We start from the raw sequence: 21318 nt of genomic DNA on the forward strand, positions 1-21318 counted from the left end.
GGTCAGCCTACGTCGGACGACGCGGCCTCCCGGTCCCACGTCGTCGACGTGACCGCGCGACGTCGCAGCTCGGCCTTGCGCACCTTGGCCGTGGGAGTCCGCGGCAGCTCCTCGACGAGGTCGACGTAGCGAGGCCGGGCGAAGCGCGGCAGCACGGCGTCGAGCCGTTGCACGAGCTCGGCGCAGTCGATCGCGACCCCCGGCGCCGGGACGATCGCGAGCATGACCTCGTCCTCGGTGCCGACCGGCCGCGACGGCACCGCGTAGGCGGCGACCTCGGCGACGTCGTCCATCGACGCGACGGCCGCCTCGACCTCGAACGAGGAGATGTTCTCGCCGCGCCGTCGGATGCAGTCCTTGGTGCGGTCGACGAACGTCACCCACCCGTCCTCGTCCATGACGCCCGAGTCGCCCGTGTGGAACCAGAAGCTGCGCCAGGCCTCGAGCGTCGCCTCGGGCAGACCCCGGTAGCCGGCCATGAAGCCGAAGGGCACCCGCGGACGGACCATGATCTCCCCGACCGTCCCGCGCGGCAGCGCCACGTCGGTCCGGGGATCGCGGACCTCGACCTCGAACCACCGGTCGAGCACCAGCCCTGCGCTGCCCGGACGTGACTGCCCCAGCCGGCCGTAGAGGGGGATGTTGACCTCCGTCATGCCGTATGCCGACACGACCTCACGCACGCCGAACCGTTCGCGCCACTGCGTCTCGTGCGCGGGCGGGTTGGGGACGGGGCACACGACACGCAGGCCCAGCTCGCGATCGTCGTCGCGCCGAGGCCGGGCCATGACGAACTCCGTCATCGAGCCGAGCAGGTTGGACACCGTGCACCGGTGCTCGCGCACGTCATGCGCCCAGGCACTCGCGCTGAAGCGTGGGCGCAGGACCGCGCTGGCACCGGCGAGGATCGTCGCCCCGAGCTGCATGAAGAGCCCGTTGGCGTGGAAGAGCGGCATCGTCACGTAGTAGCGGTCGACGTCGGTCAGCCCCAGCCCCTCGATGCTGCCCACCCCGAAGAGGACGCAGTGGGCGTGGGGCATGACGACCCCCTTCGAGGGGCCGGTCGTGCCGGACGTGTACATGACGCACGCCGTGTCGGCGGCGCGCGGCAGCGGCCCGTCCCACTCCGGCTCGGCCTGCCAGTTCGCGAGATCGACGGACCGCAGTGCGGCGTCCCGGCCCAGCGCTTCGCGGACGGCGCGGGCGCGCTCGTCGTCGGCCACGACGAAACGTGCCCCGTAGTCGATGAGCTGGTGCGAGAGGAAGGCACCCTCGAGGGCGGTGTTGATCGGCACGATGACCGCACCGAGGCGACCGAGCCCCAGCCAGACGCGGACGAAGTCGAGTCCGCTGGGCAGGAGCACCGCGACCGCGTCACCGCGGCCCACCCCGACGGCCGCGAGTCGCGAGGCCACCCTTCGGGCGTCACGGGCCGCGACGGCATACGACAGCGACCCCTCCCCGAGGACGTGCACGAGCTCGCGGTCGCCGAGCTCGGCGGCTCGTTCCTCGAGCGCGAGCGGCAGCACCCAGCGCGTCACGTCGTCATCGACCATGGCGGCCAGACAACCACCCGAGCGCCCGACACCGGGTGTGACGGGACGACATCACGAGCCGCCTCGTGTGGCCCCTCGCCCCACGACCCGCGACCGGGTCCTCGTTAGCGTGAGCCGCATGAGCCTGCGAGACGCCTTCGGCACCGACGTCCTCCTCACGGGATGGGGACACACTCCCTTCGGCCGGCTCGACGACGAGTCCCTGGAGAGCCTCGTCGTCCGTGCCGCGGCGGAGGCGCTCGAGTGCGCCGGGGTCGAGCCGGGCCAGGTCGACGAGGTCGTGCTCGGGACCTTCAACTCCGGGATGTGGCCGCTCGGCTTCGCGTCGTCCCTCGCGCTCCAGGTCAGCGACGACCTCGCCAACGTGCCCGCCACGCGTGTCGAGAACGCCTGCGCGTCGGGCTCGGCCGCCGTCCACCAGGGGGTCAAGTCGCTCCTCGCCGGTACGGCGCGCACCGTCCTCGTCATCGGAGCCGAGAAGATGACGCAGGCGCCCGCGGACGTCGTCGGTGCCGCCCTCCTCGGCGCCGACTACGAGCTGGCCGGCACCTCGTCGACGACGGGGTTCGCGGGTCTCTTCGCCGACGTGGCCCGGCACTACGAGAAGCGCCACGGCCCCGTCGGGGACACGCTCGGTGCGATCGCCGCGAAGAACCACCGGCACGGTGTCCTCAACCCCTACGCGCAGCTGCGCAAGGACCTCGGCGAGGACTTCTGCCGGACGGTGTCGGACCGCAACCCGGTCGTGGCGGATCCGCTGCGCCGCACCGACTGCTCGCCGGTCTCCGACGGCGCGGCGGCGCTCGTGCTGTCGACCGCACCGACCAGCGGACGCGTCGACCCGGTGCGCCTCGCCGGCTTCGGCCACGCCAACGACTTCCTGCCCTCCTCGAAGCGCGACCCGCTCGCGTTCGCCGGGACCGTCGCCGCGTGGCAGCGCGCCATGGGCATGGCCGGCGCCACGTCGCCCGACGACCTCGACCTCGTCGAGCTGCACGACTGCTTCACGATCGCCGAGCTCGTCCTCTACGAGGCCATCGGCCTCGCAGCCCCGGGCGAGGGCGCCCGCCTCCTCGAGGAGGGGACGGTGGCGCGCGGTGGCCGCATGCCCGTCAACCTCTCGGGCGGGCTCAAGTCGAAGGGGCATCCCGTCGGTGCGACCGGGGTGTCCCAGCACGTGCTCGCCGCGATGCAGCTCTCGGGCACGGCCGGCGAGATGCAGGTCGCGGGCGCGAGGAGGGCCGCGGTCCACAACATGGGCGGGCTCGCCGTGGCCAACTACGTCAGCGTCCTCGAGTCGGTGCGGGCCTGACCCGCCTGCTCCCTTTCAGCGACGTGGCCCACAGATTCTCACTCTTTCCATAATCATCGGTTATGATCAGGGCATGATCGATGCTGCCGGCCTGCGGGTCATGAAGGCGATTGCCGACGAGGGAAGCTTCACGAGCGCCGCCAACGCGCTGGGCTTCACGCAACCGGCCATCTCGCAGATGGTCCGGCGCCTCGAGCAGCGCACCGGGACCGTCCTCGTCGAGCGCTACGGCCGCCAGGTCCGCCTCACCGAGGCCGGTCAGGTGCTCGCGCGCCACGCCGTCGGCGTCCTCGCCGCCCTCGACGCGGCCGAGGAGGAGATCACCGCGATCGCCGGCCTGCGCGCGGGACGCGTCCGCCTCCAGGCCTTCCCCAGCTCGTCGGCGACCCTCGTGCCCCGCACGCTCGCGATCCTCAAGGCCCGCCACCCCGACATCACCGTCACCTTCACCGAGGCCGAGCCGCCCGAGTCGCTCGCGGCCCTGCGCAACGGCGACTGCGACGTCGCGGTCGCCTTCGCCTACGAGGGAGGCGACCTCGGCGAGCTCGAGGAGGACCTCTCGCTCCTCGTGACGCGCCGGCTCATGGACGACGAGGTGCGTCTCGTCGTCCCCGGCACGCACCCGCACGCCGGCGACGCGGCCGCCTCGCTCGCCGACTTCTCGGACGAGGAGTGGATCGCCGGCTGCCCCCGCTGTCGCGGCCACCTCCTGTCGCTCGCCGACACCGCCGGCTTCCGCCCCAACGTCGCCTTCGAGACCGAGGACTACGTCGCCCAGCTCGGGCTCGTCACGGCTGGGCTCGGCGTGGCCCTCGTGCCCGACCTCATCCTCAACGCGGCCAAGCACGACGAGGTCGCGACCCTTCCCCTCTCCCCCGCGTCGCGCCGGCAGATCCTCGCCGTGACCACGCCCGACCTGCAGCGCGTCCCCGCCGTCGCCGCTGCGCTCGACGCGCTCTGCGAGGCGGCCGGGGCCGACCCGCTCGTCTCCACCGCCGAGCTCGTCGGCGCCAAGGCCTGAGGGCCGACCACTCCGGCAACGGGCACCACCACGCGCCCGGCCACGACCCGGCATACGGTGGCCTCATGACCAGGGTCGCCCTCGCCGCTCCCAACGCCTCCGCGCTCGACGCCGGTCTCGAGGTGGCCGCCGAGGGTGGGAACGCCGTCGACGTGGCCGTCGCCGCATCGGTGGCCGCCATGAGCACCGAACCGGGCGTCGTCAGCCTCATGGGCGGCGCCTTCGTCAACGTCTGGCTCGCCGGCGCCGACCCGGTCGTCATCGACGGCAACGTCGAGATGCCCGGACGCGGCCTCGACGCGTCGGCGTTCGGGCACGGCGTGCGAGAGGTGCGCACCGACTACGGCGGCGGCGTGGCGATCGGGGCGGGCCACGGCTCCGTCGCCAACTCCGGCGCGCTGCAGGCGCTCTCGGCGGCACGGGACCGCTTCGGAGTCGTCCCGTGGCGCCGCCTCGTCGAACCCTCGGCGCGGGCGTGCCGCGAGGGCTACCGGATCGGCGCGGCCGCAGCGCTCTACCTCGGCCTCGTCCGCGAGAGCCTCTTCGGCGACGACCCCGAGGCGCACGCGCTGGTGACGGGGGCCGACGGGGGTCCCCTCGAGCCGGGCGAGACCTCGCTCAACCTCGACCTCGCCGACATCCTCGACCTCCTGGCGGCGCAAGGCGTCTCGCTCGTCACCACGGGCGCCGTCGGACATGTGCTCGTCGACGACATGGCCGCGAACGGCGGGCTCGTCACCCAGGCCGACCTCACGGCATACGCGCCCGTCGTGCGCAGCCCCACGATGCGGACCGTCGGGTCGTGGCGCATCGCCCTCAACCCGCCGCCCTCCGTGGGCGGCCCGATGCTCGCCGTCATGCTGGGAGAGCTCGCGCGGCACGAGCACTGGACGTGGAGCGAGGTCATCGAGATCCAGCGCCGGGTGCTCGCCTACCGCCTCTCGGTCCACGACCGGAGCCACGACCTCGAGGCCGACGGCCACGCCCTCCTCGAGGCGGTCGAGCGATACGGCCTGCCGGGCCTGCCGACATCCGCCTCGACGGCCCACGTCTCGGTCGTCGACGAGCACGGAAACGCCTGTGGCATCACGATGTCCGCCGGCTACGGCGCCGGCATGGTGATCCCGGGCACGGGCATCCTGCTCAACAACGCGCTCGGCGAGCCTGAGCTCAACGGGCTCGGGCTCCACGCCGTGGCGCCGGGCACGCGTCTCGCGTCCAACATGGCGCCGACGACCGGCCGCAGCGCCAGCGGTGGGGCGCTCGCCGTCGGCTCGCCCGGCGCCGACCGGATCACGACCGCGCTCATGCAGGTGCTCGGGCGGGGCCTGCTCCGGGGCGACGACCTCCAGCACTCGATCGACGCCCCGCGGCTGCACGTGCGCTTCATGGCGGACGGCTCCCCCCGGGTCGAGCACGAGCCCTCCGACGACATCGCTGCGGCCGTGCAGGCGAGCGGCCTGCCCTCCCACCACTACCCCGGACCCCACATGTACTTCGGTGGCGTCGGTGCGGCCGTGCTCGGTCCGGACGGCCTCGTCGCCGCCGGGGACGCGCGACGGGAGGCAGCCATCGGGGTATCTCCATGAGGACCTGCCGAGCGGTCCCATCCGGGACGCGGCCGGCACCGAATCATCTCGAGTCGACCCCCAACGAGAGGCCACCCCGATGACCATGACCGACGACCGCCCCGACGCTCCCGCCCCCGCCACGGCGTCCTCCCGTCCGAACGGCATCGCCGCCCGGCTGGCGGCCGTCGTCGAGCCCCTCTTCGGCGGGCAGCTGCCGGTGCGCCTCAAGGCGTGGGACGGCACCGTCGCCGGACCCACCGACGCCCCGACCGTCGTCCTGCGCGACCCGGCCGCCCTGCGCCGCCTCGTGCGCCACCCCGGCGAGCTCGGTCTCGCGCAGGCCTACGTCACCGGCGAGCTCGACGTCGAGGGTGACCTGCTCGACGGCTTCCGGCGCGTCTGGTCGACAGCCCGCACGCTCGCGGGTGGGCGTCCTTCGGCCGGCACGGTGGCCGCCGTCGCGAAGAACGGCATCCGGACCGCGTTCGACCTCGGGGTCGTCGGACTGCCGCCCGAGCCTCCCGTCTCGCAGGCCCGCCTCCGCGGTCGGCTGCACACCAAGACCCGCGACCGCAGTGCCATCGAGCACCACTACAACCTCTCCAACGACTTCTACTCGCTCATCCTCGACCCGCACATGGCCTACTCCTGCGGCTACTGGACGAGCACCGAGCCCGGCTACACCGTCGAGGACTCCCAGCGCGACAAGCTCGACCTCGTGTGCCACAAGCTCGGCATCGAGCCCGGCGGCCGGCACCTCGACATCGGCTGCGGCTGGGGCTCGCTGTCGCTCCACGCGGCCGAGAAGTTCGGCGCCCAGGTCGTCGGGGTGACGATCTCGAGCCAGCAGAAGGCCTTCATCGACGAGCGGATCCGCGAGCGTGGCCTCCAGGACCGCGTCGAGATCCGGCTCCAGGACTACCGCGAGGTGCCGGACGGCCCCTTCGACACCATCTCCTCGATCGAGATGGGCGAGCACGTCGGACAGAAGAACTACCCGACGTTCACGGGCCAGATCCACCGTCTGCTGCGACCGGGTGGCCGCGCCCTGATCCAGCAGATGTCGCGCACGACGCGTCCGGGCGGCGGACCCTTCATCGAGGCCTTCATCGCCCCCGACATGCACATGCGCCCGGTCGGCGAGACCGTCGACCTCATCGAGCAGGCCGGCCTCGAGGTGCGCGACGTCCACGCCCTGCGCGAGCACTACGTGTGGACCGTCAACGCCTGGTACGACACGTTCGAGGCCAACTGGGACCGCGTCGTCGCCATGGTCGGCGAGGAGGTCGGCCGCGTCTGGCGCCTCTACCTCGTCGGTGGCGCCCTCGCCTTCGAGGAGGGTCGCATGGGCGTCGACCAGATCCTCGCCGTCAAGCCGACGGCCGACGGCCGCAGCGGTATGCCGCCCGTCCGGGCCTGGTGACCACCGTGACCTCGGTCTGGGCGACCGTCGCCCCCGGCGTGGCTCCGGCGGCCGAGGCCGCCGGCTTCGACGGCGGCGCCTTCGGGCGCACGCTGCTGCTCACGGCCCTCGCGGTCGTCGTCGTCCTCGGCATCACCTTCGCCGTGGCGCTGCGCGTCGGCAAGCAGGCCGTCATCGACGTGACCTGGGGGCTGGGTTTCGTGGCGATCGCGCTCACGGCCTTCGTGACGAGCGGCGGTCATGGCGACGCGCTCCGCCGCTGGCTCGCGCTCGTGCTCACCGCGCTCTGGGGACTTCGTCTCGCGGCCCACATCTTCAGCCGGTCGCGCGGCAAGGGCGAGGACCCGCGCTACGAGGCGATGTTGAAGCGCGCCGACGGCAACCCGAGCACGTACGCGCTGCTGCACATCTACCTGCCGCAGGGCGTCATCATGTGGTTCGTCTCGCTGCCGGTCCAGATCGCGATGTTCGTCGAGGGCGGCATCGGCTGGGTGCTGTGGCTGGGCGTCGTCGTCTGGGTGATCGGCTTCTTCTTCGAGTCGGTGGGCGACCTGCAGCTGACGCGCTTTCGCAACGACCCGGCCAACAAGGGCACGGTGCTCGACACCGGCCTCTGGCGCTACACCCGGCACCCGAACTACTTCGGCGACGCGAGCGTCTGGACAGGGCTCTTCCTCGTCGCGGCGAGCGCCTGGCCCGGCGTGCTGACGGTCCTGTCGCCCGCCGTCATGGTGTGGAACCTCTACGGCGGCACCGGCAAGAAGCTGCTCGAGAAGGACATCGGCGACCGCCGCCCGGACTACGCCGACTACGTGCGGCGGACAAGCGGCTTCTTCCCCTGGCCGCCGAAGCCCGCCGACCCGTCGGTGAAGCGCGGCTGATCGCGGCCGAGCACGGCCGAGCGGACGGTGCGAGGGGCGGGGATGATGGACGGCATGCGCCCGCCCCTCGCCGACGTCCTCGACCTGCAGCCCCACCCAGAGGGTGGCTGGTTCCGCCAGACGTGGGTCTCCCCCGACAGCGTGACGCTGCCGGACGGTCGCGTGCGCGCGACCGCCACCCTCATCCACTTCCTGCTGCCCGCCGGCGAGTCCTCGGCGTGGCACCGGGTGGCCTCGGACGAGGTCTGGCTCGCCCACACCGGCTCGGTCGTGCTCGAGCTCGGCGGGGCCGGGGCACAGCCGCCGTCCGACGGTGACGTGGAGTCGGTCGTGCTCGGCCTCGACCTCGCGGCAGGCGAGGTGGCCCAGGCGGTCGTCCCCGCGCACGTCTGGCAGCGCACCGTGCCGGGCGGCGCCGACGCGCTCGTCAGCTGTCTCGTGTCGCCCGGCTTCGACTTCGCGGACTTCGAGCTCGCCGGGCCCGCCACCGGGCCCGCCACCGAGGTCGCCGACGAGGTCGCCGACGAGGTCGCCGACGAGGTCGCCGACGACGTGCCTCGCGCTCCGGCAGGCCCGGAGGACGCGCCGGTCGACCCCTCGACACCGACGAACCCCGCCTGACCGGACCCGGCGCGGGGTGTCACCCGCGACGGCCGTCATCCCGAGACGGCGTGGACGCCGTCGGCGTCGCTGACGATCGCGACGTCGCCCTCGAGGTCGGTGCGGTGCACCTCGAACCCCCGCTCCTGCAGGGCCTTCATCGTCGCGGGCGCCGGGTGGCCGTAGTCGTTGCCGGCGCCGACGCTGATCAGGGCCAGCCGTCCGTCGACGTGGTCGAGGATGCGGTCGTCGCGGTTGCTCGACCCGTGGTGGGCCACCTTGAGCACGTCGACGCGGCCCCAGCGCTGCGGGTCGAGCTGCGACTCGTGGAGCACCTGCCCGGCGGCCTCGCGCTCGATGTCACCCGCGAGAAGCACGGTCAGCCCGTGGACGTGCATCGTCATCACGACCGAGCCGTTGTTGGGCACGGAGCCCGCGTCGATGCGCCGGGCGGGCCACCAGACGTCCGCGCTGACCGCGCCGACGGTGAGGCGCTCCCCCGCCCGCAGCTCGCCCAGAGGGATGTGACGGGCCGCCGCCAGCCGGGCGACGCGGGCTGCCTCGGCTGGCGGGTCGAGGACGGGCGAGGCCCGGATCTCGGCGACCGGTCGCTCGAGCACCGCGGCCAGTCCGCCGACGTGGTCGGCGTGGTAGTGGGTCAGCACGACGAGGTCGACGGCCGTCGCGCCGATGCGGTCGAGGCACGCCCGCATCGGCTCGGGGTCGGGGCCGGCGTCGACGACCACGACGTGCCCGCCGCCGTTGTCGACCACGAGCCCGTCGCCCTGCCCGACGTCGCAGGCGATGAGGGCCCAGCCGGGTGGGGGCCACGCGATCGGGGCGGTCGGCGCTGCGAAGCCCGCGGTGAGCACGACCACCGCGACCGCGACCGTGGGTCGGTGTCGGGTGCGGAACCACGCCCAGGGCGCCGCGACGACGACGCCGACCCTGAGGAGCGCGAGCAGGATCGCCGCGCCGGCGGAGTCACCCCAGGCGATGGCACCGAAGGGCAGGTCGGCGCACGACCGGGCCACGGCCGCGATGGCCTGGGCAGGCAGGGCCGCCACCCACGCGAGCCAGCCCGCACCCGTGACCCAGACGACCGAGACGAGCGCGACGATGACTCCCACGACGGTCGTCGGCGCGACGAAGGGCGCTGCGAGGAGGTTGGCGAGCACGGCGACGACCGAGACGCTCCCCTGCAGCGGCACGACGACCGGTGCGCAGACCACCTGCGCCGCCACCGGGATCGCGAGGACGGGTCCCAACGGCTTGAGCGGACCCGGGAGCCTTCGCGCGATGACACGCCCCCACGGGCGGGCCAAGACGAGCAGACCGAGCGTGGCGATGCTCGACAGGGCGAAGCCGTAGGAGCGGGACAGCCACGGGTCCCAGACGAGCAGCACGACGATCGCCCCCGCGAGCGCCGGGACGCCGGCTCGGCGCCGTGACGTCGAGAGCGCGAGCAGCCCGACGAGACCCATGACGGCGGCGCGCACGACGCTGGGCTCGGGCCGCGCCAGGATGACGAAGCCGAGCAGGCCGAGCGCAGCCGCCGGCGGGCGCCAGCGGCGCCGGACGCCGACCAGTCCGCAGAGCCAGACCACCGCGGCGAGCACGAACGTGACGTTGCTGCCGGACACGGCGCTGAGGTGGCTGAGGCCCGTCCCGAGCATCGCCGCGGTGAGGTCGGCCGGGGTCTGGGTGGTGTCGCCGACGACGAGCGCCGGGACGAGGCCGCGCGCATCGGGCCAGAGGGACTCGGTGGCGGCCCGGAAGCGCTGACGCACGACATCGGCCGCCTCGAAGACCCCGCCGGCTCCCCCGACGACCTGCACGGCTCCCTTGGGCGTCGCCACCGCGACGACGTCGTCACCGGGCTCGGCCGGCCCGAGCCGCAGGACGACGTCGACCTCGTCGTGCCAGTGGAGCCTCGACCATTGCGGGCCCCGTCCGATGACGAGCACGGGAGCCGTCACCGCCGTCGTCCGGCCCCGGCCCGCGACCTGGGTCACGTCGAGTCGCACGACGCTCACGGACGGGGCGTCCGGACGGTCCGTCCCCGCCCCGGTCCCGCTGCGGACCGCCCGGGGATCGGCGGCCACCGTGGCCCGGACCGTGACGACGGCCCGCTCGGCGGCGAGGTCCCCGACCGGACCGGCGGTGCGCACGGCCCGGTGGCCGACGGCGACGCCGAGCAGGAGGGAGAGGACGGCGCAGACGGCTGCGACGCCGCGCAGGGCAGGCGGACCGAACGCCACCGCACTCGCGCGCACACCCCCACCGCGACGCGGCAGCCGCACGCAACGCGGCAGGCACGCGATGACCCCGCGCCGTGCCGCGGTGGCAGCAAGGACCCCTCCAGCGATGGCGGCCAGGGCGACCGTGGCGACGAGCCAGGTCGGGGCGAGGAGTCCCCAGAAGGCCACGGCGGGCCAGGCGAGCAGCACCGGCACGAGCAGCCGCAGGTCGAGACGGCGCGAGGCGCGTGGCCGGACCCGACGCACGGTCTCCCGACCGGTCAGCACGACGAGCGACGGACCCCGTGGCGCCTGCTCGCGCTCCCTCGGCGGCACGGGCGCCCGCCGCGTCACAACGTCACCTTCGGGCGTAGCTGCGCCATGAGCTTGTCGCCGATGCCGCTCACCTCGCCGAGCTCGTCGACCGAGGTGAAGCGGCCGTGCTCGGTGCGCCAGTCGATGATCCGCTGGGCGAGCACCGGACCGACACCGGGCAGCGTGTCCAGAGCGGCTGCGTCGGCAGCGTTGAGGCTCACGGGACCGCCCGAGCCACCGGACGAGCCGGACCCGCCCGTGCCCACCGTCCCGGCGCCGCCGGACCCGCCGGACCCACCGGCACTCCCGACAGCAGCCGACGGCTCTCCCGGCCTGGGCACCCGGATCTGCTCCCCGTCGACGACGAGCCGCGCCAGGTTGAGGGCCGCGAGATCCGCCCCCGAGCGGGTGCCACCGGCCGCCGTGATGGCGTCGGCCACGCGAGCGCCCTGCCGCAGCCGCACGAGACCCGGACGCGCGACCTGCCCCACGACGTGCACGACCAGCTCCGCGCCGGAGGTCGGCGCACCCGTCGGCGCACCCGTCAGCGCACCCGTCAGGGCGGCGGGTGACCCACCCGTCGGCGCACCCGCCGGCGCACCCGTGGAGGCGACCGCCGCCGTCCCACCCACGACCTGGACCGACCTCGACGGTCCGGGCGTGACGTCGGGCGCCGACGCCGACCGTTCGGCCCACAGCACGCGCAGCACGAAGACGCAGCCCACGGCCACGACGAGGGCGAGCAACGAGACGACGGCGGAGCTGCTCACCCCACGCCGCCCACTGCGCAGCTCGTCCGGGACCGTGAGCACGCCCGGCCGACGGGCCCGACGCAGGTCGGCGTCGAGACGCTCCACCTCGTCGTCGTCCGTGGCCCGTTGGGTGAGCCTCCGCACCGCCGACGCCACCGGGCTGCCTGTCACACCCGCGCCGGGGGCGCGCGGCACCCAGCCACCGGCCTCCTCCTGCGCCACGACGAAGACGGCCGCGTCATCGCTCGGCCTGGCCCGCACCCCGCCGGCCCCAAGGATCCGCGCCACCCGCTCGAGATCCGGCGGTCTCTGGGCGGGTCGGAACGGCATACCCCGACGCTAGGAAACCGGCCGCCCACCCGCCCGCGCCCAAGCACCCGCTGGGGACAACCGGTCCCGCGCCGGATGGGGTGTGGACGGCCACGGCCCGAGACGGCCCGCGCGTCGATTCACGCCCTCACGCCCGGCTGGTCCAGACTGCTCCAATGGCTCGGCACATCATGACCCTCACCTGCGACGACCGACCCGGCATCGTGGCGGCCGTCTCCGCGGCGCTGCTCGCCGTCGACGCGAACATCGTCGAGAACCAGCAGTACTCCGACGAGGACACCGACCTCTTCTTCATGCGCACCGTCTTCGACGCCGAGCCGCACGAGGTCGAGCAGGTCCTGGCCGCGGTCCGCGAGAGCCCCGCCATCGCGCACCACCACCTCGCGGCCCGGCCCGAGGACGAGCACTGCCGCACCGTCATCCTCGTCAGCAAGTTCGACCACTGCCTCCTCGACCTGCTCTACCGCTGGAAGTCCGGCGACCTGCCCATCGACATCGTCGGCGTCGTGAGCAACCACGAGGACTGCCGCGGGCTCGTCGAGTACTACGGCCTGCCCTTCACCGTCATCCCCGTCACCAAGGACACCAAGGCCGACGCCGAGGCCGAGCTCCTGCGTCTCGTCGAGGCCGAGGACGTCGGGCTCGTCGTGCTCGCGCGCTACATGCAGATCCTCAGCGACGACCTGTGCCGCGCGCTCGAGGGCCGCGCCATCAACATCCACCACTCGTTCCTGCCGGGCTTCAAGGGCGCCAAGCCCTACCACCAGGCGCACGACCGTGGCGTCAAGCTCATCGGCGCCTCGGCCCACTACGTCACGGCCGACCTCGACGAGGGCCCGATCATCGAGCAGGACGTCGTGCGCGTCACGCACGCCGAGTCACCCGAGCGGCTCGTCGCCATCGGCCGCGACGTCGAGCGCCGCGTGCTCTCCCGCGCGGTCCGCGACCACGCGGAGTCCCGCGTCTTCCTCTCGGGTCGCCGCACCATCGTCTTCTGAGCCGTCACCCGCTCGCGTATGCCGTGTGCCCCGGGACGCTGACCGGGCACCGCCGGCCACGTCGCTCGGTCACCTGCCGGACCCACCCGGTCTGTAGCGTGCTGGCATGAGTGGGTCGAGGTTCGTCGTCGGGGACCCGCACTTCGGACGGTTCACCCGGACGGCGGAGGAGGACGACGCTGCCCTCGAGGCCGCTCGCGCCGACCTCGCGTCCGCCGTCGAGGCAGCGCCCGGCGACGGCGCGGGCGCAGCGGTGCTCGACGCCGCCGTCGACCTCGCCGAGGCCCTCACGATCGCCGGGCAGGAGCAGGAGGCGGTCGCGCTCGCCCGCCCAGCCGTCCACGTCGCCCGGGAGACCGGCCGCGACGAGACCCTCCGCTGGGCCCTCCTCGTGCTCGCCACGGCCGAGCACTACGCCGACGAGACTGCCGCCGCCGAGGCGCACTTCCGCGATGCCCTCGACCACGCCCGCTCGTCCGGCGACCGGGTCCTCGAGCACTACACGTTGCACCACCTGGGCCGGTTCCTCGTCGACACGGGCCGCACTGACGAGGCGGTGGTGTGCTTCGAGGCGTGCCTCGTCATCCGCGAGGAGCTCGGCGAGCCTCGGGCCGAGACGACGCGGGCAGCCCTGGCCGCCCTCACCGCCCTGACCGAGGGCTCCTGACGGCCGGCGCGGAGCCGCCGACCACGTCGGACGGGGTTTGGGGCGCGGCTCGTCCCGCCGTGGTGGCAGCACCACGGCGGGACGAGCCTGCACACGTCAGAGCCCGAAGGCGTACAGCTTGTTGTTGAAGGTGCCGAAGCCGAAGTTGCTGTAGCCAGAGCCCCAGTAGACGCTGCCGTTCGAGATGGCCGCGCCGGAGAGGCATGACCCGCCGCTCTCGAAGCTCCACAGCACGCCGCCCGTCGCAGCGTCGAGGGCGTACATGTGCCCCAGCGAGTCGAGGGAGCAACCGAACACGACGCCGTTCGCGGTGGTCACGGGTCCGGAGGTGCTGCCGCCGTCCGGCGGACGCGTCTCCCACGCCCTCTGTCCGGTGACCGCGTCGAGCCCCGACCAGACGCCGCTCGTCTGACCGCTCGGGCCCCACGGGACGAGGTTGCTGTTGGCGTTGGCGGTGTAGACCCGCTTGCCGTCTACGGCCGACCCCCACTGCAAGCCTCCGGCGGTGCCGCCGGGACCGGCCTGGGTGCGCCAGATGAGCGCCCCCGTGTCGGCCCGCAGGGCCCAGTACTGACCGCTCTTCTGACCGGCACCGACGACGTCGACCGAGCGGCCGCCGGCGTCCTTGACGGTGTAGAGGTTGGGTGCCTGCCCGAAGTCGTAGTCCGGACCGGCCGGCTCGGGACAGTTGACACCGTCACCGAAGAACGGGATGCACCCGACCGTCCAGGCATCGAAGGGCAGGGCTTGAGTGGCCCACTTGATCGCGCCCGTGCGCATGTCGAGCGAGAGGATCGAGTCGAAGTGGTCGTCGGCCGGCAGGCAGGCTCGCTTGGCCGCGTCCGTGGGCGCCGTCGCAACGCAGTCGAGGACGGTGTCGGGCACGTCGTAGTTGTTGCCCGTGGCAATGTAGACCGAGCCGCGCTTGGTGTCGATCGCGGGCGAGCTGCCCCACACCGCGTTGCCCGGGTAGCCGACGGGAGTCAAGAACGTCTTCCAGAGGATCGCTCCGGTCGCGAGGTCGAGCGCGGCCATGCTGCCGCGGAACGAGCAACATTCGTAGTCGCCAGACGCCGAGAAGGCCTCCTCCTGCGAGGCGACGCCGACGTAGACGACGCCGTCGAACACGGTCGCCGACTGCGTGATGATCGCTGCGGGGTGGCTCTCGACCTGGGTCTTCCACAGCAGGGCGCCGGTGTTCTTGTCGACGGCCATGACGGCACCGCCACCGCCGAACGGCCCCTGGTTGCCGATGACGAGCGCGCTGTCGGTCACGGCCGGGGTGGCCCGGGCCTTGTCCCCGGGGATTCCCGTGTAGCTGGTGATCGTGCGCTGCCACACGACGGCACCGGTAGAACGGTTGACGGCGTAGAGGTTGCCGGCCCAGTCAGGGACGTACACCCGGCTCCCGTCGACGGCAGGAGTGGCCGACACGTCGCCACCGGTCGTCAGCTCCCACTTCTTCGTCAGTCCCCCGACCGTCGCCGCGGAGATCTTCGTCTCGCTCGCGGCGTACCTCGTGTTCTGCCGGTCCCCGCCGGCAGAGTTCCATCCGTTTCCCCCTGGAGCGGCTGCTGCCTGTCCCCCGACGAGCAGGGTCCCTGCGATCCCTGCTGCCACCCACAGCCGTGCATGACGCATCATCCTGGTCATCTCAGCTCCTAGCCCGACGACCCCTCGGGGTCGCCATGGTGACCCCCGAGTGGACGTCTTCGAAAATAGACCCGTCGGACGGGCGCGGTACGCGGTTCCGGCCAGACTGACGACGGACTCGGGGGACGCAGCGGTCGAAGTGGGACAAGCCGCTCGGGGCAGCTCAGGGCAGGTGTCGCTGGCGCCACCAGCCGACGACGTTGTTCTTGTGGCGAGCGAGGACCAGCAGCCCGATCGCCATGAGCCACAGGCCAGTCCACACGTCACCGGGTGCATGGCCGGTCCAGATGAGGACGGCCACGACGAGCATCGCGAGGGCGCCGAAGATCGAGCCGGCCGCGACCCAGCGGGTGACGGCGACGGCGACGCCGAAGACCACGACGACGACGAGGGCCACCCACGGGTGCACCCCGAGGATCGCGCCCAGCGTCGTCGCGACCCCCTTGCCGCCGCGTCCCTTGAGGAAGGGCGACCAGATGTGTCCGAGCACCGCGGCGATGCCCACGGCGTAGGCCGCGTGGGCGCCGAAGAGATGACCCGCGACGAACGTCGGGACGAGTCCCTTGAGGACGTCGAGGACGCCGACGACGACACCCCACTTGCGCCCGAGGACCCGGCCGGCGTTCGTCGCACCCGGGTTGCCCGACCCGGACGAGGCGAGGTCCTTGCCGAGGAGACGGGCGATCATCGTCGCCGGGTTGAGCGAGCCGACGAGGAAGGCGGCGACCACCCCTCCCGCCCAGGCGAGACCCGTGCCGACGTTCACGACCCGGGGACCTCGCCGGGTGACGGACGGTGCGTGAGAGCGTCGCCGGGACGCGGGCTGACGGCGATGGCCACGGTGCCGGGCCCCACGTGGGCGCCGACGACCGCGCCGAGCTCGACGACGAGCACCTCCGGCGAGCCCGGGACCATCGTGCGCAGCTCCGACGCGATCTGCTCGGCACGAGCCGGTGCGTCGAGGTGGTGGACGGCGATGTCGACGACGACGCCGCCCTGCTCGACCTGCTCGACGACCATCGCCTTGATGCGGGCGACGGCACGCGAGGACGTGCGCACCTTCTCGACCGGCACGATCCGGCCCCCGCGCACGGCGAGGATCGGCTTGATGGCGAGGGCCGACCCGAGCAGGGCCGACGCGGCGCCGATCCGGCCGCCACGGCGCAGGTGCTCGAGCGTGTCGACGTAGAAGAGGACGCCCGAGGGCTCGAGCCGCGAGCGCACGGCCTCGAGGACGGTCGGCACGTCGGCTCCCCCGGCGGCCGACTCGGCGGCGGCGATGACGGCGAAGCCCATGGCCATCCCGATGGTCTCGCTGTCGACGACCTCGACCGGGACCGGCGCCTCGGCCGCCGCCAGCCGGGCCGCCTCCACGGTCCCCGACATCTGCGACGACAGGTGGATCGACACGATCGCCGTCGCGCCCTCGTCGGCGAGCCGCTGGTAGGTCTCGGCGAACACCTGCGGCGTCGGGCGCGACGTCGTCACGATCGTGTACTCGCGCAGGGCCGCTGCGACCCGCTCGGCGGAGATGTCCCGCCCCTCGACGTGGTCACGACCCCCGACGACGACGTGGAGCGGGACGACCTCGATGCCGTGCTCCTCGACGACCTCACCGGGCAGGTAGGCCGTCGAGTCGGTGACGATCCTCGTGGTCACGTCCCGCTCCCTCCGTCGTCGGTCAGGTCGTCACATGGGGACGACGTTGACGAGCTTCGGTGCCCGCACGATGACGGTGCGGATGCCGCCCTCCGTCGCCGCCCTCACCTTGTCACGACCGAGCGCCAGCTCGCGCAGGTCGTCCTCGGAGATGTCGGGGCTCACCTCGACGCGGTCGCGGACCTTGCCCTTGATCTGGATGACGCAGGTGACCTGCTCCTCCACGATCTTCGCGGGGTCGCTGACGGGGAAGGCGGCATACGCCACCCCACCGTCGTGCCCGAGCCGCTGCCACATCTCCTCGGCGATGTGCGGGGCGACGGGCGCGAGCATGAGCACCATGGCCTCGACGACCTCACCCGGCGGCGCGTCGAGCTTCGTCACGGCGTTGTTGAGCTCGATGAGCTTGGCGATGGCCGTGTTGAAGCGCAGACCCTCGAAGTCCTCGCGCACGCCGGCGATCGTCTGGTGCAGCTGCGTCGTCAGGGCCTGGTCGAGGGGCGCGTCGACGACCCGCACCTCGCCCGTCGTCTCGTCGACGACGTTGCGCCACAGGCGCTGCAGGAAGCGCTGGCTGCCGACGACGGCGCGGATCTCCCACGGCTTGCTCAGCTCGAGCGGGCCCATCGACATCTCGTAGACACGGAAGGTGTCGGCGCCGTACGCGTCGTACATCTCGTCGGGGCTGACGGAGTTCTTCAGCGACTTGCCGATCTTGCCGTACTCACGGTTGACCTGCTGCCCCTGCCACGTGAACGTCGGCTCGGCGCCGTGGCTGCCCGCGTGCTCCTCGACCTCGGACGCGGTGACGTACTGGCCGCGGCTGTCGGTGTAGGCGTACGCCTGGATGTAGCCCTGCGAGAAGTACTTCCGGAAGGGCTCCTCGCTGCGCACGTGGCCGAGGTCGTAGAGGACCTTGTGCCAGAAACGGGCGTAGAGCAGGTGCAGCACCGCGTGCTCGACACCGCCGACGTAGAGGTCGACGCCACCCGGGTCGCGGGTGCCGGGCGGGGCGCCCTCGACGGGGGTGTCGTGCCGGCCCAGCCAGTACGCCTCGTTGGCCGGGTCGACGAACGTGTCGTGGTTGGCCGGGTCGAGGTAGCGCAGGTAGTACCAGCACGAACCCGCCCAGTTGGGCATGGTGTTCGTCTCGCGGCGGAACTTCCGCAGGCCCCGGCCGTCGCCGAGGTCCTGCTCGACCTCGACCCACTCGGGCACGCGCGACAGCGGCGGCTCCGGGCTGCTCTGCGAGTCGTCCGGGTCGAACGTCTTGGGGCTGTAGTCCGGCACGTCCGGGAGGGTCAGGGGCAGCTCGTCGTCGGGGACGGCATACGCCACCCCGTCCTCGTCGAACATGATGGGGAACGGCTCGCCCCAGTAGCGCTGGCGGCTGAAGAGCCAGTCGCGGATGCGGTAGCTGATGGTGCCCTCGCCGAGCCCCTCGGCCTCGAGCAGCTCGATGATGCGCGCCTTGGCCTCGGCGACGTGGAGGCCGTCGAGCGAGACGCGGTCGTTGGCCGAGTTGATCGCGACGCCGTCGCCGAGGAACGGCTCGTCGTCCGGGTGTCCCTCGGTGGGCTGGACGGTGCGGACGATCGGGATGTCGAACTTCTCGGCGAACTCCCAGTCGCGGGTGTCCTGACCGGGCACGGCCATGATCGCGCCGGTGCCGTAGCCCATCAGGACGTAGTCGGCGACGAAGACCGGGATGCGCTCTCCCGTCAGGGGATTCGTGGCCCACGAGCCGGTGAAGACACCGGTCTTGTCCTTGCCCTCGGTCTGCCGCTCGACGTCACCCTTGCGCGATGCCGCGAGCTGGTATGCCGTCACGGCCTCCTTCGGGGTGCCGGCCGCGTCGGCGTCCGCCCCCTTCCAGGCGTCCTGGGTGCCCTCGGGCCACGGGCCGGCGGGGACGAGCGCGTCGACGAGCGGGTGCTCGGGAGCGATGACCATGAAGGTCGCGCCGAAGATCGTGTCGGGGCGGGTCGTGAAGACGTCGATGCCGTCGTCCTCGCCGGTGCCGGTGACGACGGGGAAGGTGACGCGGGCACCCTTGGACCGACCGATCCAGTTGCGCTGCATGAGCTTGACCTTCTCGGGCCAGTCGACGCCGTCGAGGTCGTCGGCCAGCCGGTCGGCGTACGCCGTGATGCGCATCTTCCACTGGCTGAGGTTGCGCCGGAAGACGGGGTAGTTGCCGCGCTCGGAGCGACCCTCGTTGGTGACCTCCTCGTTGGAGAGCACCGTGCCGAGGCCGGGGCACCAGTTGACCGGGGCCTCGTCGGTGTAGGCCAGACGATGACCCTCGAGGACCTTGGCGCGCTCGGTCGCGGACAGGTCGGCCCAGCCGCGGCCCTCCGCGTCGACGACGGCGCGGGCGCCGGACTCGAACTGCTCGACGAGCTCGCTGATGGGGCGGGCCTTCCCGCGGCCGCCGTCCTCGCGCACGGCGTCGACGTCGTACCACGCGTCCCAGATCTGCAGGAAGATCCACTGCGTCCAGCGGTAGTAGTCGTCGTCGATCGTCGCGAACGTGCGGCGGTTGTCGAAGCCCAGCCCGAGGCGGCGCAGCTGGCGCTTCATGTTCGTCATGTTCTCCTCGGTGGTCTTCCGAGGGTGCTGCCCGGTCTGGACGGCGTACTGCTCCGCGGGCAGGCCGAAGGCGTCGTAGCCGAGGGCGTGCAGGACGTTCTTGCCGAGCATCCGGTGGAAGCGGCTGTAGACGTCGGTCGCGATGTAGCCGAGCGGGTGGCCGACGTGCAGGCCGACGCCCGAGGGGTAGGGGAACATGTCGAGGACGACGAGCTTCTCGCCGCGTGCCGCGACCTTCTCCGGCTCGGCCCAGGGGCCGGCGGGGTTGGGGGCGTTGAACGTGCCCTCCTCCTCCCAACGGTCCTGCCAGGAGGTCTCGATCTGCTGCGCCATCGCCGCGGTGTAGCGGAACGGCGTGTCGTTGCTCTGCTCGCTCATGTCTTCTCTTTCGTCGCTGCTCGGTCTGGGCAAAAGAAAACCCCTCGCACAGGAGGGGAAGCCGCGTTGATGTCGGGAGTCCCGACCTTCGTCAACGCGGCTGCGGAAGGAGCAGCAGGCCAGCCATGCGCCCAAGGTTAGCGCAGCCCCGCTCCCCACCCATGTCGAGTGGCCCCGTCGTCACAGGCACGAGCGCCGCATGCCGTCGAGTGGCCCCGTCGTCACAGGCACGAGCGCCGCATGCCGTCGAGTGGCCCCGTCGTCACAGGCACGAGCGCCTCATGCCGTCGAGTGGCCCCCTAGTCACAGGGCGGCGAGAGGTGTCAGCCGTACGCGGAGCGCCGCATCTGCCGTTGGATCGCGACGTCGATGGCGTGGCTCGAGAAGAAGCGGGCATCGACGTCAGCGAGCCTCAGCGTCTCGTGCGGCACGCGCAGGGCATCAGCGAACCGCACCAGCGTCGCCCTCCGGGACGTCGAACCGTTCAGGTCGTCGTTCCAGATCTCCTGCACGTCCCAGCCATCGGCCTCCAGCCCATCTCGGCGGTAGCCGTCCGCGACCCGTTGCTCGTCGTCGGAATGGTAGAGCGCGCCCTGGCACTCGCCGACGACCTTGACCACCCTGCCGTCGAGGTCCAGCACCCGCCAGACGAGGTCACCGACGCCGAGCAGCACCGTGGGGTCCCAGGAGGCGTGGATCGGCTCGTTCAGCGTTGGCTCCGGGAGACCGCCACGCGTCAGGATGAGCCGAGCGAGCGACTCGCGCGGCGACGCCGAACCGACCCGGATCTCCTCGTACGCCTCGAGCAACGTTTCCTTGCCGCGTGGCCGGTTACGGCTCAGACACCTCTGCATGAGTGGAGTCCGCGCGTTGAGTCGTGTGGCACAGGCGTCCCCGAGCACCACCAGATCGTCAAGCCCCACCGGTTTGCCCCGACCGACCAGCTCACCCAGGTCGACCCACGTGTCAGCGACATCGACAACGGGAAGACCGTCGATGTCGACGATCTGCCGAGCATGCAGTGCCCGATGTCCGATGACCCCGGGGAGCCTCACCCGGTTCCTGACGATCGGGCGCATCACGTGGAGGCGCACGTCCTCCTCCATGGCATACGACATCGGGAGTCCGAGGAGCCGGGCGGCGGTCACGTGGGAGAAGGCACTGTCGGCCGGGAGCGCGGACAGGGTCACGCGACACTCCTGCAACAGAACCTGCCGCGCAGCCATGACTGCCTCGTCTGAACCTGAGGCCCGGGTTGTCGATGGTGCCGCCACGCTCACACCTTGCGCCGTCGGCTCCCCCTCGGGCACAGCGAAGTCCGCGCCTGTGCACAAGCCCGCGAGTGAGGAGAGGGATGTGGACGGTGCCGT

The 21318-nt window shown here is 72.5% G+C and carries 16 protein-coding genes; 8 read left to right on the forward strand and 8 right to left on the reverse strand.

Annotation, left to right across the window (positions count from 1 at the left end):
- Positions 1-2: 2 nt before the first annotated feature.
- Positions 3-1556 (reverse strand): AMP-binding protein, encoded by a 1554-nt coding sequence (locus ACSQ2D_RS13320; protein WP_435986422.1) that lies wholly within the window; start codon positions 1554-1556, stop codon positions 3-5.
- 118 nt (positions 1557-1674) lie between these two features.
- Between ACSQ2D_RS13320 and ACSQ2D_RS13325 the strand changes: the two genes are divergently transcribed.
- From ACSQ2D_RS13325 to ACSQ2D_RS13350, 6 genes are all read left to right on the forward strand, one after another.
- Complete coding sequence (locus ACSQ2D_RS13325; RefSeq protein ID WP_435986423.1) at positions 1675-2868, forward strand: acetyl-CoA acetyltransferase; 1194 nt, start codon at positions 1675-1677, stop codon at positions 2866-2868.
- Between the two features lie 73 nt (positions 2869-2941).
- Positions 2942-3889: a LysR family transcriptional regulator gene (locus ACSQ2D_RS13330; RefSeq protein ID WP_435986424.1), complete on the forward strand. Its 948-nt coding sequence runs from the start codon at positions 2942-2944 to the stop codon at positions 3887-3889.
- A gap of 65 nt (positions 3890-3954) precedes the next feature.
- Complete coding sequence (locus ACSQ2D_RS13335; protein ID WP_435986425.1) at positions 3955-5478, forward strand: gamma-glutamyltransferase; 1524 nt, start codon at positions 3955-3957, stop codon at positions 5476-5478.
- 79 nt (positions 5479-5557) lie between these two features.
- Positions 5558-6883 (forward strand): class I SAM-dependent methyltransferase, encoded by a 1326-nt coding sequence (locus ACSQ2D_RS13340; protein WP_435986426.1) that lies wholly within the window; start codon positions 5558-5560, stop codon positions 6881-6883.
- A 5-nt stretch (positions 6884-6888) separates the two neighbouring features.
- Entirely contained in the window at positions 6889-7764 is an 876-nt protein-coding gene (locus tag ACSQ2D_RS13345; protein WP_435986427.1) for a DUF1295 domain-containing protein, read from the forward strand.
- 54 nt (positions 7765-7818) lie between these two features.
- Positions 7819-8385 (forward strand): cupin domain-containing protein, encoded by a 567-nt coding sequence (locus ACSQ2D_RS13350; protein ID WP_435986428.1) that lies wholly within the window; start codon positions 7819-7821, stop codon positions 8383-8385.
- 35 nt (positions 8386-8420) lie between these two features.
- Here the strand turns inward: ACSQ2D_RS13350 and ACSQ2D_RS13355 are convergent, their stop codons facing one another.
- The gene (locus ACSQ2D_RS13355; RefSeq protein ID WP_435986429.1) at positions 8421-10958 is read right to left on the reverse strand and encodes a ComEC/Rec2 family competence protein; all 2538 of its coding nucleotides are present in this window, start codon (positions 10956-10958) and stop codon (positions 8421-8423) included.
- Positions 10955-12001: a helix-hairpin-helix domain-containing protein gene (locus ACSQ2D_RS13360; RefSeq protein ID WP_435986430.1), complete on the reverse strand. Its 1047-nt coding sequence runs from the start codon at positions 11999-12001 to the stop codon at positions 10955-10957. The genes ACSQ2D_RS13355 and ACSQ2D_RS13360 overlap by 4 nt, the downstream gene beginning before the upstream one ends.
- A gap of 155 nt (positions 12002-12156) precedes the next feature.
- On the opposite strand from ACSQ2D_RS13360, the gene purU reads away from it, so the two are divergent.
- A complete protein-coding gene (gene purU / locus ACSQ2D_RS13365) occupies positions 12157-12999 on the forward strand; it encodes a formyltetrahydrofolate deformylase (protein WP_435986431.1) in 843 nt (280 codons plus the stop codon).
- Between the two features lie 106 nt (positions 13000-13105).
- Positions 13106-13666, forward strand: coding sequence for a tetratricopeptide repeat protein (locus ACSQ2D_RS13370; protein ID WP_435986432.1), 561 nt, complete (start codon positions 13106-13108; stop codon positions 13664-13666).
- Between the two features lie 96 nt (positions 13667-13762).
- Here the strand turns inward: ACSQ2D_RS13370 and ACSQ2D_RS13375 are convergent, their stop codons facing one another.
- The 5 genes from ACSQ2D_RS13375 to ACSQ2D_RS13395 all read right to left on the reverse strand — a co-directional run bounded on the left by ACSQ2D_RS13375 (position 13763) and on the right by ACSQ2D_RS13395 (position 21174).
- Entirely contained in the window at positions 13763-15319 is a 1557-nt protein-coding gene (locus tag ACSQ2D_RS13375) for an outer membrane protein assembly factor BamB family protein (protein ID WP_435986433.1), read from the reverse strand.
- Between the two features lie 163 nt (positions 15320-15482).
- Positions 15483-16085 (reverse strand): glycerol-3-phosphate 1-O-acyltransferase PlsY, encoded by a 603-nt coding sequence (gene plsY / locus ACSQ2D_RS13380; RefSeq protein WP_435986434.1) that lies wholly within the window; start codon positions 16083-16085, stop codon positions 15483-15485.
- Positions 16082-16978: a DegV family protein gene (locus ACSQ2D_RS13385; RefSeq protein WP_435986435.1), complete on the reverse strand. Its 897-nt coding sequence runs from the start codon at positions 16976-16978 to the stop codon at positions 16082-16084. The genes plsY and ACSQ2D_RS13385 overlap by 4 nt, the downstream gene beginning before the upstream one ends.
- A gap of 30 nt (positions 16979-17008) precedes the next feature.
- Positions 17009-19948: a leucine--tRNA ligase gene (gene leuS / locus ACSQ2D_RS13390; RefSeq protein ID WP_435986436.1), complete on the reverse strand. Its 2940-nt coding sequence runs from the start codon at positions 19946-19948 to the stop codon at positions 17009-17011.
- Between the two features lie 323 nt (positions 19949-20271).
- Positions 20272-21174: a hypothetical protein gene (locus ACSQ2D_RS13395; RefSeq protein ID WP_435986437.1), complete on the reverse strand. Its 903-nt coding sequence runs from the start codon at positions 21172-21174 to the stop codon at positions 20272-20274.
- Between the last annotated feature and the right edge of the window lie 144 nt (positions 21175-21318).

The organism is Terrabacter sp. LjRoot27 (assembly GCF_964254175.1).
Lineage (GTDB): Bacteria > Actinomycetota > Actinomycetes > Actinomycetales > Dermatophilaceae > Terrabacter.